Source organism: Pseudorhodoplanes sp. (assembly GCF_035565795.1).
GTDB lineage: Bacteria > Pseudomonadota > Alphaproteobacteria > Rhizobiales > Xanthobacteraceae > Pseudorhodoplanes.
On sequence record NZ_DATMRV010000092.1, the window covers coordinates 41,797 to 57,914 of the forward strand.

The window sequence follows — 16,118 nt, forward strand, 5'->3', positions numbered from 1 at the left end:
AAGTTTTGGTAAATGTTTAACAAATCGTCGCTGCGAACCGGCCGGTCGTTGCCGCGGCCGCGACACGCCACAAGTCCCAGGTCGTCAGGCCGGCTTCCGCCGGGGCAACCGGCCTCACCTGTTCAGCGACGCATCCTCGATCATCCAGGTAATCAGATCCTCGAACGAGATACCGGCATGCGCGGCAAGTTCGGGTACAAGCGAGGTCCGCGTCATGCCGGGGATCGTATTGACCTCGAGGCAGACCAGCCCATCGACCCCGCGGGTGTCGTCGTAGCGGAAATCGGCGCGCGACACGCCACGACAGCCGAGCGCGTTGTGCGCCATCACCGTGAAGCGCTGCACGGCGCGCGTGATTTCGTCAGGGATCACCGCCGGCAGCACGTGTTCGGAACCGCCGGGCGCATATTTCGCCTCGAAATCGTAGAACCGGACCTTGGGTACGATCTCGATCACGCCGGTGGCCTCGCCCTTCACCACCGCGCAGGTCAGTTCCTTGCCGGGGATATAGGTCTCGCACAGCACCATCTCGCCGAATGTCCAGTCCTCACGGAACAATTCCTGCGGCGGATGCTCGTGATTGTCGGTGACGATGAACACGCCGACGCTCGAGCCTTCCGCGATCGGCTTGATCACATAGGGACGCGGCAGCGCATGCGCCTTGCCGGCTTCGAAGCGCGAAATCACCTTGCCCTGCGGCACCGGCACACCGGCCGCGGCAAGCATCACCTTGGCCGCGTCCTTCTTCATAGCAAGCGAGGACGCCTGAACGCCGGAATGCGTGTACGGGATGCTGAGGATTTCGAGGATGCCCTGGATGGTTCCGTCCTCGCCCGGCCGCCCGTGCAGGATGTTGAACGCAACATCCGGCTTCAGTTCATCGAGCACGGTCGCGATGTTGCGCGCGACATCGACGCGCGTGACGCGATAGCCCGCGCGCTCGGCGGCATCAGCGCAAGGGTTGCCGGAGTTCAGCGAAACCTCACGCTCCGACGACCAGCCCCCCATCAGGAATGCGACGTGCTTGGTCATGCAGCCTCCTGCTTGCCGGGTAACTTGAAGCCGTCATAGAGCCAGGCGACGCAGTCGAACATGTCCTGCTCGCTCTTCTTCTCCCAGATCTCACGCATGACTTCGCGTTCGATACCGCCAACATGGTACCAATTGTCCCAGAGATAGCGGGACTCGTATTGAACCCGGGCTGTCCGCAAATAGCGGGCGTTCACATACTGCCTGAAGCTGGCTTCGACCTGATTTCCGGAGGTATCGCTGAGCAATTCGGCGAGGCACACCGCATCCTCGATCGCCATGCAGGCGCCCTGCGCGAGGCTCTGCAGCGTCGGATGCGCGGCATCGCCCAGCAAGGTGACGCGGCCGCGGCTCCAGTGCCGGATCGGGTCGCGATCATGGGACACCCAACCGCGCCGCGACAGATCCATCATCGCCCAAAGCTTCTTCATGGTCGGATGCGAGTCGCGATACACGCGCGCTAGATCTGGATGCGGACTGTCGGTATCGGTCGGCGCCATGTCCAGCGTCTTGAACACGGTGACGACATTGAACAGGGTATGATCCCGAAGCGGATAATGGACGATGTGGAAGCCGTCGCCGGACCACATCACCACGTTGTCGGTGTCCACGTCGAAATTGACATCGTCCATCGGCACGATGGTGCGGTGGGCGACATAGCCGAGCGTACGCGGCGGCCCCTCGTTGGTCATCTGCTGGCGGATGATGGAGCGGATGCCGTCGGCGCCAATTAGCGCCGCGCCTTCGTATTGGCGGCCGTCGGTGATATCGACCCGCACGCGGTCACCGAGATCCTCAAACGACTTGACCGCGGTATCCGCGATCATCTGCACGTTCGGCATCGCGCGGCACGCATCCAGCAGGACCCGATGAAGATCGACGCGATGAATGACGACATAGGGCCTCTTGAAACGCTGCAGAAAGGATTCGCCGGTCGGGATGCGCGCAATCGCCTTGCCATCGATCCAGTCGTACATGACGATCGACTTCGGCCGCAGCGCAACCGCCAGAACAGCATCCGTCACGCCGAGCCGGTCGAGCATCCAGAACACGTTGGGCCCGAGCTGAATGCCGTAGCCGATGACCCCGAACTCTTGCGCCTCCTCGAGCAGAAGAACGTCGAACCCCTTCCGCCCGAGCGCCAGCGCCGCCATGGCGCCACCGAGCCCGCCACCGACGACAATGACAGGGTCCTTTTTCACGCACTCACTCCAATCCGCTTGATTTCCCATTCGAGCGTCACGCCCGATGTCGCTTTCACGCGCTCGCGGACGGTCTCGCCTAGCGTCTCGATGTCGGACGCAGTTGCATTGCCGCGATTGATCAGAAAATTGCAGTGCAGCTCGGACACCTGCGCATCCCCCACGACCAGTCCGCGACAGCCGGCGGCGTCTATCAGTTGCCACGCTTTCTGACCGGGCGGGTTCTTGAAGGTCGATCCGCCGGTGCGGCTCTTGATCGGCTGCGTCGCCTCGCGCGACTCGGTGATTTTGTCCATTTCAGCCGCGATCGTCGCGCGATCGCCACTGACACCTTCGAACAGCGCTTGCGTGAAGATCATGTCCTCCGGCGCTCCGCAATGCCGGTAAGTGTAGTTCATGTCGGCCTTGCTGTAGACGCGGACGTTGCCTCTCCGGTCGACGCCACGCGCCTCGACCAGCGCGTCCTTGGTCTCGCGGCCGTAGGCGCCGCCATTCATGCGCAGCGCTCCACCGATGCCTCCGGGAATACCGCGATAGAAAGCGAGACCGGAGATACCCGCCTCCTGCGCCGCGCGCGCGACTTTCACGTCCGGCACGGCCGTGCCGGCGCGAAGGCGCGTTCCTTCGACATGCATTTCGTTAAAGCCGCGACCAAGCCGCACGACCACGCCCGGCACGCCGCCGTCACGGATGATCAGGTTCGAGCCGAGCCCAACGACCATCACCGGAATGTCGTCGGAAAGGTTCGCCAGGAAATAGGCGAGATCTTTCTCGTCCTCCGGCATGAACAAGACCTGCGCAGGACCACCGACGCGAAACCATGTGAGTTCAGCAAGCGGCTGGTTGGCGAGCAACCGGCCGCGCAAAGCCGGCATACGCGATTTCAGGTCGGGAGTGATGTCGGGGAAAGTCATGCGGCCGTGTTACGCGCTCACCCCAGCGACTGCAACTCGCCGGGCAGCGCGTAGGCCCATTGCGTGATGTTGCCGGCGCCCAGGCAGACCACCATGTCGCCGGGCTTGGCGATACCGCGGATCATCGACGCCAGCCGCTCCGAGCTTTCCAGCGCAGAGACATTGCGATGGCCGCGCGCACGCATGCCCGCGACAAGATGATCGCGGTCGACATTCTCGATCGGCGCTTCGCCGGCCGAATAGACGTCTGCAACGATCACGGCGTCCGCATCGTTGAAGCAGGTGCAGAATTGCTCGAACAATTCCTTCAGCCGGGTATAGCGATGCGGCTGCACCACGGCGATCACGCGACCTTCGCTCGCTTCCCGCGCGGCCCGCAACACGGCGGCGATCTCGACCGGATGATGACCGTAGTCGTCGATCACGGTCACGCCGTTCCACTCGCCTGTGCGGGTGAACCTGCGCTTCACGCCGCCGAATGACGCAATCGCGTTACGGATCTGCTCGTCGGAGACCAGCAATTCGTGGGCAACGGCGATGGCCGCCGTCGCATTGAGCGCGTTGTGCCGCCCCGGCATCGGAAGCGAAAGATTGTCGATGACATGCTCGGCCTGCGCATCCTGGCCGCGGAACACCACCGAAAATCGCGACACACCGCCCTTGTGCGTGAGCCCGACGAGACGAGCATCGGCCTGCGGATTCTCACCATAAGTGATGATGCGGCGGTCTTCGATGCGGCCGACCAGCGCCTGCACCTGCGGATGATCGGTACACATGACGGCGAAACCGTAGAACGGCACGTTCTCGACAAAGGCCTTGAACGCCTCCTTCACCGCATCGAAGGTCTTGAAGTGATCGAGATGCTCCGGATCGACGTTGGTGACGATCGCAACGTCGGCCGGCAGCTTCAGGAACGTGCCGTCGGACTCGTCCGCCTCCACCACCATCCAGTCGCCGGCACCGAGCCGCGCATTCGTGCCATATGCATTGATGATGCCGCCGTTGATCACGGTCGGGTCCAGCCCGCCCGCATCAAGCAGGGTCGCTACCATCGACGTCGTCGTGGTCTTGCCGTGCGTACCCGCAATCGCGACCGCCGACTTCAACCGCATCAGTTCGGCCAGCATTTCCGCGCGCCGCACCACCGGCAACCGCTTGGCTCGCGCGGCGATCAGTTCGGGATTGTCGCGCTTGATCGCAGACGACACCACGACCACGCTCGCGCCATCGACATTCTTGGCGTCATGGCCGACGGCAACCTTGATGTTCTTGTCGCGCAGCCGCTTGACGTTCGCGCTTTCGGACACGTCGGAGCCGGTCACCGTATAATCGAGATTGGCAAGCACCTCCGCAATCCCGCTCATGCCGATGCCACCGATCCCGACGAAATGGATCGACCCAAGATTGCGCGGCAACTTCATGCGGTGAATCCCCCGAACACTAGCGTCGATTTTGGTTTCGTCGCGCCCGGCCTTGTGCCGGCCATGACGGCCTAGTCCACCCGATCCTGGGCCGCAACCCGGGCGACCTTCAGCACCAGATCAGCCAGCCGGTCGGCGGCGTCAAGCACCCCTATGCCCTTGGCCCGCGCCGCCATTGTGGCAAGGCGATCCGGATCGGCCGCCAGCCCGTCAATTTCCGTGGCAAGACGGTCCGGAGTGAAATCCTTCTGTAGAATGCGGATTGCGCCCCCGGCCTTTTCCAGCACGGCCGCATTGGCCGCCTGGTCCTGATCCAACGCATGTGGAAGCGGCACCAGGATGGACGGCCGGCCGATCGCAGATAGCTCCGCAACCGTTCCCGCCCCGGATCGCGACACCACCAGATGGCTGGCGGCCATGCGCGCCGGCAGATCGGTGAAGAACGGCGCGATCTCATGCGTGACCTGTGCGCGCGTATAGACCTCGCGCACGCGCGGCATATCCTCCTCGCGCACCTGCTGGGTGATCTTCAACCGCATCTGCAGATGCGGCTGGAGTTTGGCCACAGCGGGCGGAACAATATCAGCCATGATGCGCGCACCCTGGCTGCCGCCAAATACGAGCATGTGCAGCGGGCCGTTCGGCTCAATCGGTGCGAACGGCGTGCCGGTGGCCGCAAGCACCGCCGGCCGCAGCGGATTGCCTATGCAGGTTGTCTTGATTGCGAGCGATTTGTCCTTGTCGGTCACGCCGGCAAAGCCGGTCGCGATCGCGCTGACGCGTGAGGCGAGAAATCGGTTGGCACGACCCATCACCGCGTTCTGTTCATGCAGGACGGTCGGGATTTTCATCAGGCTCGCGGCGAAGACCGGCGGCACTGACGGATAGCCGCCAAAGCCGACGACAACCGACGGCTTCACGCTACGCACCATCATGATCGCCTTGACCAGGCCGTGGGTGAGCGTGGCCCCCGAGCGGATGATCGAAATCGGATCGCGTCCGCGAAAGGTTGCGCTCGGCACGACGACCATCGACTTGAAATGCTCGCCGTATTTGGCTGCACGGTTGTCGGTCGCGAGCACGGTCGGCACACCACGTTTCGCCAACGCCGCGCTCAGCGATTCAGCCGGAAACAGATGCCCGCCGGTCCCGCCGGCGGCGACCATGACGAGCAGATTGGAGCGGGGAGCAACCTGGCTTTCAGTCATGAGGTCAGTCTAGAGGGCGACGCAGAAATACAGAAGCGTCACATCTGCGCCCGTGCGCCCGATTCCGGATTGCGCGGCTAGGCGGTGCGTGGCAGCGGCATGGCGCCGCCATGGCGGCCGAACTGCTCGGCGCGCGGACGCTCGCGGGTCAGCGCCAGCACCATGCCCATCCCGAACGCCAACGACAGCAGCGATGAGCCGCCATAGGAGATGAATGGCAGGGTCATGCCCTTGGCCGGAATGAGGTGGAGATTGACCGACATGTTGATCGCGGACTGGGTGCCGAACAGGATCGCAAGACCGGCAGAGGCATAACGCGCAAACGGATCCTGCGCCGCCATCGCACGCGACAGCACCCGGATCACGATGAAGGCGAACAATCCGACCACGATCAGACACAGGACGATGCCGAACTCCTCGGCCGCCACCGCGAAGATGAAGTCTGCATGACTGTCAGGAAGGATGCGCTTCACCGTACCCTCGCCCGGCCCCTGGCCGAACCAGCCGCCTCGCAGGAATGACTCGACCGCGTTATCGACCTGAAATGTGTCGCCGGAGGACGGATCGAGGAAGCGCTTCACGCGACGCGCCACATGCGGCACCGTCAGATACGCCGCGCCGAGGCCTGCCACGGCGGTGCCGGCAAGGCCGACGACCCAGATCACCCGCATGCCCGCCATGAAGAACAGCGCGCCCCAGACCATCGCGATCAACATGGTCTGACCGACGTCCGGCTGCATCATCAGCAGAGTGACGACCAATCCCAACAGCGCCAGCGCCATCGTATTGGCCGGCATCTCCGGCTTGCGTGCGGATTCCGCGAACAGCCAGGCGATCAGGATCACAAAGGCGGGCTTGACGAATTCTGACGGCTGAATGTTGACGCCGAGCAGCACGATCCAGCGCCGCGCGCCCTTGATCTCGGTGCCGAACACCAGCGTCCCCGCCAGCAGCACGATGCCGACAACGAACACCGCAAGTGCCAGCCGCCTGATCTGCTGCGGTGACAGGAGCGAGGTTCCCAGCATGATCACGATCGCCGGGATCAGATAGAGGATCTGCCGGTTCACGAAATAGAACGGGTCGAGCCCGAGCTTGGTGGCAACCGGCGAACTCGCGGCGAGCAGCAGGATGATGCCGGCGAGCATGAGCGCGCCGAGCGCCGCCAGCAACAGGCGGTCGATCGTCCACCACCAGACGGCAAATGGCGTAAGCTGCGTGCGCGAGATCATGAAACCCCCGAAGGTTCAAAGTCACCTGTCGGGGTTTAGGTTTGATTAATGAACGCCCTATCGACCGTCACGCCCGCGCTTGTCGCGGGCATCCATGTCCTGGCCAACGCAGGCGTGGATGGCCGGGACAAGCTCGGCCACGATGATCACAACAGTGCCTGCACTAACTCGCGGAACCTGTTTCCGCGCACTTCGAAATTCGGAAACTGATCGAACGACGCGCAGGCGGGTGAGAGCAGCACCGCAGCCGGTTTGCCGGCGGCCACCGCATCGCGGGCCGCATGCTCCAGCGCCACATCCAGCGTCTCCGCCATGTCGTAGGCGACATGCCCGTCTAACGTCCTTGCGAAATCCGGCGCTGCCTTGCCGATCAGATAGGCCTTGGCGATGCGCGGAAAGAATTCCGCAAGGCTCGCGATGCCGCCCTCCTTCGGAAGGCCGCCCGCGATCCAGTAGATGTTCTCGAACGAGGCTAGCGCCTTCGCCGCGGAGTCGGCGTTCGTCGCCTTGGAATCGTTGATGAACAGCACCGCGCCCTTCTTCCCTATCTCTTCCATGCGATGAGCAAGGCCGGGAAACGTGCGCAAACCTTCCTGCAAGGTCTTGTCGTCGACACCCAGCGCCGAACAGGCCGCGAAGGCCGCCACCGCATTCTGCATGTTGTGGCTGCCGCGCAGCGAACCGATGCCGGTCAGATCCGCGATATCGTCAGCTTCGCTGCCGCCGGTGCGATAGATGTTGCGTTCGCCGCCGACATAGCCATGCGGGATGATCTGCTTGATCGAGATCGGCACGATCGGCCGCTGCATCGCGGTGAAATTCTTCGCCATGCCGCGCCCGTAGTCGTCGTCGACGCCGATAATGCGCACCTTGGCGCGGCCGAGGATCCGGCTCTTCACCGCCGCGTAATGCTCGATTGTGCCGTGCCGGTCGATGTGATCCGGCGTGACGTTGAGCATGATGCCGACGGTCGGGGCGATCGATGGCGCAAGGTCGATCTGATAGGACGAGCATTCGATGACGTAGTTGCGCTGCGGGCCGGGCGGATCGAGCTGCAGCACCGGCACCCCGATATTGCCGCCCATCTGCACATCACGTCCCGCGTGGCGGAGAAGATGCGCGATCAGCGCGGTGGTGGTCGATTTGCCATTCGTGCCGGTGATGGCGACGAACGGCGCGTCCGGAGCATGGGCGCGGCGCTCGCGGCAGAACAATTCGACATCGCCGATGATTTCGACGCCCGCAGCCGTGGCAAGCTTCGCCGACCAATGCGGCTCCGGATGCGTCAGCGGCACGCCCGGCGTGAGAACCAGCGCCGCAACCTTCGACCAGTCGACATTGTGCAGGTCCGCGGTGTTGACCTTCGCGTCGGCCGCCTGCGCCACCTTCTTCGCATCATCGTCGAAGGCGATGACATCCGTCCCGCCCGCAATCAGCGCGTAACACGTCGCAAGCCCCGATCCGCCGAGACCGAAGACGGCGACGCGCTTTCCGGCAAAGGTGGTGACGGGGATCATCGCAGCTTCAGCGTCGACAGCCCGATCAGCGCGAGCATGATCGAGATGATCCAGAACCGGATCACGATCTGCGGCTCGGTCCAGCCCTTCTGCTCATAGTGGTGATGGATCGGCGCCATGCGGAACACCCGCTTCCCGAACATCCGGAAAGAGACCACCTGGACGATCACCGAAACAGCCTCGAGCACGAACAGGCCGCCGATGATCGCGAGCGCGATCTCGTGCTTGGTCGCAACCGCGACGGTACCGATCAGGCCGCCGAGCGCGAGCGATCCGGTATCGCCCATGAAGATCGAGGCCGGTGGCGCGTTGTACCAGAGGAAGCCTATCCCCGCCCCTATGACAGCGCCGCATAACACCGCTAGTTCGCCGGTGCCGGCGACGTAATGGATCTGCAGATAATCCGCGAACAGCGCATTGCCGGCGAGATAGGCGATCAGTCCGAAGCTGAGCGCCGCGATGATCACCGGAACAATCGCAAGGCCGTCGAGACCGTCGGTCAGGTTCACCGCATTGCCCGCGCCGACAATGATGAAGGCGCCGAACACGATGAAGAACCATCCGAGATCGAGGATCAGGTCCTTGAAGAACGGAAAGGTCAGCGAAGTGGCGAAAGCCGGCCGCCCGAGTTGGGAGATCGCAAGACAGGCAAGGATCGCAACCACGGTTTCCGCCGTGATGCGCAGCTTGCCTGAGAAGGCCGTGTAGGCTTGCTGTTTGGTCACCTTCAGATAGTCGTCATAGAAGCCGATCATTCCGAACGCGACGGTCACGCCGAGCACGATCCAGACATACGGATTGTAGACATTAGCCCACAGGATGGTGGAAACCGTCACCGCAAAAATGATCATCAGCCCGCCCATAGTCGGCGTGCCGATCTTGCTCTTCAGATGCGATTGCGGGCCATCCTCGCGGATCGGCTGTCCCCGGCCTTGCGCGGCGCGCAACCAGTCGATGATCGGCGAACCAGCGATGAACATGAACAGCGCCGCTGTCATCAGCGCGCCGCCGGTGCGGAAAGTGATGTATCGGAAGATGTTCAGAGCCTGGAAGGACTCGGAATAGTCGGCAAGCCAAGTGAGCATGCGGCGATCAACCTTGCGCTGTATCCATCGCGGCGCGAGACGCGAATTTGCGCTGCAGCGCCTTGACGATTGGCGTCATTTTCGAGCCGAAAGAGCCCTTGATCATGATGGCGTCGCCGCCCGAGACCGCGTCGAGAACCTGCGGTTCGAGGGCGCCGGAGTCGTTTGCATAGCCGCCCCGGCGATTGGAGGGAAGCGCCTCCCACAGATTTCGCATGGCGGGACCGGCGCAAAACACCAGATCCACCGCGTGATCCACAATCGGCTGGGCCAATCCAGCATGCAACGCCCCCGATTGCGGGCCGAGTTCGAGCATGTCGCCCAGCACGGCGATCCGTCGCCCGCGCGGCCCGGGCTGTGCTTGCCCCAGCAGCGCAATGGCCGCCGCCATCGAAACCGGATTGGCATTGTAGCTCTCGTCGATCAGCAGGGCCTGCCCGCCCGGCACATCCAGCATGATGCGCGTGCCGCGTCCGCTGGCCGGCTGCAAATCGGCAAGTGCGAGCGCCGCCATCGCAAGGTCGGCGCCTGCAAGCTTTGCGGCCGCGAGCACGGCGAGCGAATTCATCACAAGATGCCGTCCCGGAGCGCCGAGCTTGTAGGTCACGTCATCACCGAGAATGCGCGCCTGAACCGTGGAGAAGTCCGGCTGCAGCACGCATCTTGTCAGCTGCGCGTCGGCCCCCGCCTCCTCGCCGAACGAGACAACGCGCGACACCCGCGCGTCGAGCGCGCGATCGGCCAGGCGGTTGAATTGCTCATTATCGCGATTGAGGATTGCGATGCCGCCCTCGATCAGCCCCTCGAAAATTTCAGCCTTGGCATCGGCAATCGCATCGATCGACGGGAAATGTTCGAGATGCACCGGGGCGACGGTTGTGATGATCGCAATATCTGGCTGCACAAGGCGCGACAGCGGACCGATTTCTCCCACATGATTCATGCCGAGCTCGAACACGGCAAAACGCACATCCGCCGGGCAGCGCGCGAGCGACAGCGGCACACCCCAATGATTGTTGTACGATGCGGCCGACGCGTGTGTCTCGCCTTCACGCGACAACACGAGCCGCAAGGCCTCCTTGGTCGAGGTCTTGCCGACTGAACCCGTCACCGCGATGACCTTGCCAGTGAGGCGTGCGCGTCCTGCGCGCGCAAGATCGCGCAATGCGTCGAGCACGTCATCCACGACAAGCAGCGGCACATCTGTGGGAAGCGTATCGCGCTTGTTCTTCGCGACCACCGCGAGCCCGGCGCCGGCCTTGAGCGCGGCTTCGACGAAGGCGTGTCCGTCACGGTTGTCTCCGGCGATCGCGAAAAATGCATCGCCGGGGGACAGCGTACGGCTGTCGATCGAAATGCCACCAATTGTCTTCGGCAACGGCCCCTCGCCGCGCGCCTGCATGGCGGCCGCCATTGCATCGACGGCCCACAACGCCTTCGCGCTCATGCCTTCAGTCCCCCCAGCACCGCAGCGACAACCTCATGATCGCTGAACGGCAATACCCGGTCGCCGACGATCTGGCCACTTTCATGGCCTTTGCCCGCAATCACCAGTACGTCACCGCCCTCAAGCTCGGTGATGGCGCGCCGGATCGCCTCCCCGCGGTCGGCGATTTCCACCGCCCCCGGTGCAGCTTTGAGGATTTCAGCACGGATCGCGGCCGGATTTTCGTTCCGCGGATTGTCATCGGTGACGATCACGCGCTCCGCGTTCTCGGCAGCGATGGCGCCCATGATCGGCCGCTTGCCTTGGTCGCGATTGCCGCCGCAGCCGAACACCACCACAAGCCGCCGCTTCACATAAGGGCGCAACGCCTCGAGTGTTTTCGCGAGCGCGTCCGGCTTGTGGGCATAGTCAATGAAGACGGGCGCGCCGCGGTTCTGCCCCGCAAATTCCAGTCGGCCCTTGGCGCCTTCCAGATCCTCAAGCGCAGCGAAGACCGCATCGGGCGGCGTGCCGGTGACGATCGCAAGCCCCGCCGCGACGAGCGCATTCTCGACCTGGAATTCGCCGACCAACGGAAGATGCAATTCGTATCGGCGCCGGTCGAACCGAAGCGTGAGCTTTTGCGCATATCCGTCGATGCGGCTCTTTTCCACGCGGATGTCATCGCCGTCGCGGCCGACTGTGAAGACCCGCAGGCCACGCTTCGACGCCGATTCAATCACGCGGTTCGCCTCCGCGTGATCTGCGGAAATCACCGCGGCTCCGCCGGGCACGATCAGGTCCTCGAAAAGGCGCAGCTTCGCCTGCAGATAGGACTCGAGATCGGGATGATAATCGAGGTGGTCGCGGCTGAGATTTGTGAATCCGCCGGCGGCAACGCGCACACCGTCAAGTCGGTGCTGATCGAGACCGTGCGAGGACGCTTCCATCGCAAGATGCGTCACGCCATCGCCTGCGAGTTGATCGAGCGTGCGATGAAGATCGACCGGATCGGGCGTGGTTAGCGATCCATAGGTCGCCCCCTTCGGCGACACCACGCCGATCGTGCCGACGCTTGCCGCTGCATATCCCGCCGCCTCCCAGATCTGGCGCAGGAAGGCCGCGACCGATGTCTTGCCGCTGGTGCCGGTCACTGCCGCAACGATCTCGGGCTGTCGCGGATAGAGCTTCGCAGCCACGAGCGAGAGCGCGCGCCGCGCGCTTGGCACAACGACAATCGGAACTCCGGACGCAGCGTCGTTCCGCTCCGCGACGATTGCCGCAGCGCCCGCCTTCGCCGCATCGGCAGCGAAGCGAAGGCCATTGTCCTTCGCTCCGGCGATCGCGACAAACAGGTAACCGGGCTTGACCGCACGGCTATCGGCCGTGACGCCATGAACCTCGATCGCTCCGGCCGCATCGTCGATTCGGGCGAATCCTTCAAAGATGTCTGAGAGCTTCATCGCGCGATGTTTCACGCACCCGGGCGGCGGGGCAAGAGGTCAGAAAAAAGAAATGAGAAGGCAGGCATTTGCGTTGTTGCCGCCATCCGCGTCATTCATGTGGCAATGCACAGGGACGCCAGCGAAAAAGCGGCCTCCCAAACGAAAAGCGCCAAAAATCAGCGCGCGCGCGCGGATGCCGTGGCCGCCAGGATCTGCCGATCCGCCGGCGGCAGGTCAAAGCGCGGCTCGATGCCCAGCATCGGCGCAACCTTCGCGATCACCTTGCCCGTAGTGGGCGCCGCGTTCCAGCCCGACGTGGCGTAGCCTTTGGTCTCCGCCGAGGGCTGCGGCTCGTCGAGCATGATCAGTACCAGATAACGCGGCTTGTCGGCCGGCAGCACGGCGGTGAAGCTCGTCAGGAGCTTCGTCTTGGAATAGCGGCCGTTGACCACCTTTTCGGAGGTGCCTGTCTTGCCGCCGACATAGAAGCCCTTGACTTCCGCACGGGTCGCAGAGCCCTTTTCGGCATTGAGCCGCATCAGGTAGCGCATGCGCTCGGAGGTTTCAGGCTTGATCACCTGACGTGCGAGTTTCGCCGCCTCCTCCTCGTTCCGTTTCAGGAATGTCGGCGGGATGAGTTTTCCGCCGTTCACCAGCGCCGATATGCCCATCACCGCCTGGAGAGGCGCAACCGACAGACCATGACCGAAGGCGATCGTGACCGTGTTCAGTTCACTCCAGCGCTTCGGCACGAGCGGCTCGGCGCTTTCCGGAATTTCCGTCCGCAGCCGGTCGAGCTGGCCCATCTTCTTCAGGAAGGCCTTGTGATGCTCGACGCCGAGCGCGAGTGCCATGCGCGCGGTGCCGATATTCGACGAATAGGTGAAGACTTCAGGCAACGTCAGGACGCGACGCTGCGCGTGGAAATCGTTGATCTTGAACCGGCCATATTGCAGCGGAAAGCGCGCATCGACCGAAGAGCCTAGCGTGAACTTGCCGGAATCGAGCGCCATCGCAAGCGTGAGCGCCTTGAATGTCGAGCCCATCTCGTACACGCCGGTCGTCAACCGGTTGATGCGCTCCTTGTCGAGCGCTTCGCGGGGGTCGTTCGGATCGTAATCCGGCACGGACACCATCGCGACGATTTCGCCGGTATTCACGTTGGTGATCAGCCCGGCCGCGGCCTTGGCCTTGAACTTGTCGCGCGCGGCCAGCAATTCGGTGCGGAGGGCATGCTGCACGCGCAGGTCGACAGCGAGTTCGGTCGGCTTCTGCTGACGGTCTTTGGCGAATCCGAGCGAATGCAGATCGGCAAGACCGTTGCGATCAAGCCACTTCTCGATGCCGGCAATGCCCTGATTGTCGATATTCACATGCCCGATCAGGTGCGAGACCGACGCGCCATTCGGATACACGCGCTTGTTCTCGGAGCGAAAGCCGATACCGGGGATGCCGAGCCGATGGATCTGTTGCTGCTGCTCCTTGGTGATTTCGCGCTTCAGCCAGACGAAACCCTTCTTCGAAGACAGACGCTCGCGCAACTCGACCGGATTGAGGTCCGGAACGGTTGCGGTCAGCAATTCTTCCGCCTCGTCCACATCGATGATGCGGCGCGGTTCGCCGAACAACGACGGCATGCGAACGTCGGTCGCAAGCACTTCACCGTTACGGTCGAGGATGTCCGGGCGCGCGGTCGCGACGATGTCGCCGCCGCCGCGACGCGTGTTCTGCCCGTCCGAGGTCGCGGCCAGATAAACGAGACGCCCCGAGATGATGACGTAGAGGCATGCGAAGGCGAGGATGACCAGGCCGACGCGCGCGCGGCTCTTGGTCTCGCGGTCGACATTCTGTCCGTACAGAAGCCGCTGCATCAAAGGCTTCTTCGGCGCCGGCGTTTGCGTTTCAGGGGCCTGCGTCATTGCCCCCCCTGCTCGCTGACGGAGCCGGTCGGAAGCGGGTCTTCATCGCCGATCAGGGCCGCGATGGGATCGGCCGGCTCCGACTGCGGCGGCTTCGGCCGCTCCGGCAAATTCGCGAGCGAATCGATCTGGAATGCATCCAGCGGCTTGAGTGGAAGATGGCGTTGTGCGAGCGCTTCAATGCGGCCAGGCGAAGTGAGGCTTGCCCATTCCGCGCGCAGAGCCGCAATCGCATCGCGTTCACGCTTGATCTCGCCGCGCACCTTCGCGAGGCGCTCGGCCTGCATCGTCGCCTCGAACTTGATGTCGTAGACATAAGCCGCCGCCACAATCAGCGCGACAATGACGAACAGATGGAGAATGCGCATTGTCATCGCGGCCGCATCGCCTCCGCCAGCGTCGGCACTCCCCGCATGACCTCATCCGCATCCCCCTCATGCGCGGGCGCAGCGTTGCGTTCGGCGGCGCGCAGTTTCGCCGAGCGCGCACGAGGATTGCGTTCGACTTCGTCTTCGCCTGGGCTGACCGGTTTCCTGGTCAGCAGGTTGAAGGTCGGCTGCGGACCGCGGGCCTCCGGTGCATGACGCGAACCCGCTGCGATGCGGCTGCGCTCGGCGAGGAACGTCTTGACGATGCGGTCCTCTAGCGAATGGAACGACACGACAACAAGACGGCCGCCGGGCTTGAGGATGCGTTCGGCCGCCGAGAGGGCCGCTGCGAGTTCTTCCAGCTCCTCGTTCACGAAGATGCGCAGCGCCTGGAAGGTTCGGGTCGCAGGATGGATCTGTCCGGGGCGCGCGTGCACGACACGCTCGATCACGGAGACAAGCTGCTTCGTGGTCGTAATTGGCGCCTCATCGCGCGCCCGCACGATGGCCCGCGCGATCGGCCGCGCGAACCGCTCTTCGCCGAGACGGGCGATGATGGCGGACAGATCGCGTTCGGAGGCCACGGCGACGAGATCGGCGACGCTCGGACCATCCCGGCCCATCCGCATGTCGAGCGGGCCGTCGTTCCGGAACGAAAAACCGCGCTCCGCCTCATCGAGTTGCATCGACGACACGCCGATATCGAGCACGACACCGTCGACCGCCTCGCTCCCAGCATCGCGCGCAACCTCGTCCAGGTTGGAGAAGCGATCGTGAATTAGGGCCAGCCGACCATTGGCGGCTTCCACCAGCCCGGCACCGCGCGCGATAGCCGTTTCGTCGCGGTCGATCGCGATCACATGGCAATCGGCCGCGTCCAGTATGGCGCGCGTATATCCGCCCGCCCCGAAGGTGCCGTCGATATAGACGCCGCCCTCCCGCACGCGCAGGAAGTCCAGGACTTCTGCGGCGAGCACGGGAATATGCCGGACCAGTCCGCCATCGACAGCGTTTCCGCCGTCGCGGTCCGTCATCATTCCCGCGCCCCTTGCGGGTTCGCCGCACGCTCGGAGCCGAGCCGCTTCTTCAACGCACGCATCTTTCCTGTGGCCTCGGAAAGGCGCGCACTGAAGCGGTCCGGCGCCCAGATCTGGAATTTGTGGCCGAGCCCCACGAACGCGACCGCGTCCATGATCCCGGCATGGTCCTTGAGCTGGTCGGAAAGCGTGACCCGCCCCTCGCCGTCCATCTTCAGGGTCTCGCCGGTTCCGTAGAGCGCCGTCGCAAACTGCTCGCGCTCGTCCGAAAAAGGCGGAAAGCGTCCGATCAGATCCTCGATTTCCGCCATCAGC

14 protein-coding genes are annotated in these 16,118 nt (G+C 63.7%); all 14 read right to left on the reverse strand.

Annotated features, from left to right (window positions below):
• Positions 1-114: 114 nt before the first annotated feature.
• Complete coding sequence (locus tag VNZ93_RS09190; protein WP_325703276.1) at positions 115-1,032, reverse strand: D-alanine--D-alanine ligase; 918 nt, start codon at positions 1,030-1,032, stop codon at positions 115-117.
• A complete protein-coding gene (locus tag VNZ93_RS09195; protein ID WP_325703279.1) occupies positions 1,029-2,231 on the reverse strand; it encodes an FAD-dependent monooxygenase in 1,203 nt (400 codons plus the stop codon). The genes VNZ93_RS09190 and VNZ93_RS09195 overlap by 4 nt, the downstream gene beginning before the upstream one ends.
• The gene (gene murB / locus VNZ93_RS09200) at positions 2,228-3,145 is read right to left on the reverse strand and encodes a UDP-N-acetylmuramate dehydrogenase (RefSeq protein WP_325703283.1); all 918 of its coding nucleotides are present in this window, start codon (positions 3,143-3,145) and stop codon (positions 2,228-2,230) included. Before murB ends, VNZ93_RS09195 begins: the two co-directional genes overlap by 4 nt.
• Positions 3,146-3,162: 17 nt before the next feature.
• Positions 3,163-4,566, reverse strand: a complete 1,404-nt coding sequence (gene murC, locus VNZ93_RS09205) for a UDP-N-acetylmuramate--L-alanine ligase (RefSeq protein ID WP_325703286.1) — start codon at positions 4,564-4,566, stop codon at positions 3,163-3,165.
• Positions 4,567-4,637: 71 nt separating this feature from the next.
• Positions 4,638-5,774, reverse strand: coding sequence for an undecaprenyldiphospho-muramoylpentapeptide beta-N-acetylglucosaminyltransferase (murG, locus tag VNZ93_RS09210; protein WP_325703289.1), 1,137 nt, complete (start codon positions 5,772-5,774; stop codon positions 4,638-4,640).
• A 77-nt stretch (positions 5,775-5,851) separates the two neighbouring features.
• A complete protein-coding gene (gene ftsW / locus VNZ93_RS09215; RefSeq protein WP_325703293.1) occupies positions 5,852-7,006 on the reverse strand; it encodes a putative lipid II flippase FtsW in 1,155 nt (384 codons plus the stop codon).
• Positions 7,007-7,152: 146 nt separating this feature from the next.
• The gene (gene murD / locus VNZ93_RS09220; protein ID WP_325703296.1) at positions 7,153-8,523 is read right to left on the reverse strand and encodes a UDP-N-acetylmuramoyl-L-alanine--D-glutamate ligase; all 1,371 of its coding nucleotides are present in this window, start codon (positions 8,521-8,523) and stop codon (positions 7,153-7,155) included.
• Positions 8,520-9,608, reverse strand: a complete 1,089-nt coding sequence (mraY, locus tag VNZ93_RS09225; protein ID WP_325703299.1) for a phospho-N-acetylmuramoyl-pentapeptide-transferase — start codon at positions 9,606-9,608, stop codon at positions 8,520-8,522. The genes murD and mraY overlap by 4 nt, the downstream gene beginning before the upstream one ends.
• A 7-nt stretch (positions 9,609-9,615) precedes the next feature.
• Positions 9,616-11,055 (reverse strand): UDP-N-acetylmuramoylalanyl-D-glutamyl-2,6-diaminopimelate--D-alanyl-D-alanine ligase, encoded by a 1,440-nt coding sequence (locus tag VNZ93_RS09230; protein ID WP_325703302.1) that lies wholly within the window; start codon positions 11,053-11,055, stop codon positions 9,616-9,618.
• Entirely contained in the window at positions 11,052-12,497 is a 1,446-nt protein-coding gene (locus tag VNZ93_RS09235; protein WP_325703305.1) for a UDP-N-acetylmuramoyl-L-alanyl-D-glutamate--2,6-diaminopimelate ligase, read from the reverse strand. Before VNZ93_RS09235 ends, VNZ93_RS09230 begins: the two co-directional genes overlap by 4 nt.
• 158 nt (positions 12,498-12,655) lie before the next feature.
• A complete protein-coding gene (locus tag VNZ93_RS09240; protein ID WP_414710026.1) occupies positions 12,656-14,350 on the reverse strand; it encodes a peptidoglycan D,D-transpeptidase FtsI family protein in 1,695 nt (564 codons plus the stop codon).
• 44 nt (positions 14,351-14,394) lie between these two features.
• Positions 14,395-14,772 (reverse strand): cell division protein FtsL, encoded by a 378-nt coding sequence (gene ftsL / locus VNZ93_RS09245; RefSeq protein ID WP_414710027.1) that lies wholly within the window; start codon positions 14,770-14,772, stop codon positions 14,395-14,397.
• Positions 14,769-15,800, reverse strand: coding sequence for a 16S rRNA (cytosine(1402)-N(4))-methyltransferase RsmH (gene rsmH, locus VNZ93_RS09250; protein WP_414710028.1), 1,032 nt, complete (start codon positions 15,798-15,800; stop codon positions 14,769-14,771). The genes ftsL and rsmH overlap by 4 nt, the downstream gene beginning before the upstream one ends.
• Positions 15,800-16,118 (reverse strand): division/cell wall cluster transcriptional repressor MraZ (locus VNZ93_RS09255; RefSeq protein WP_325703314.1); only part of this gene is annotated, 319 nt, incomplete at its 5' end. The genes VNZ93_RS09255 and rsmH, both read right to left, overlap by 1 nt.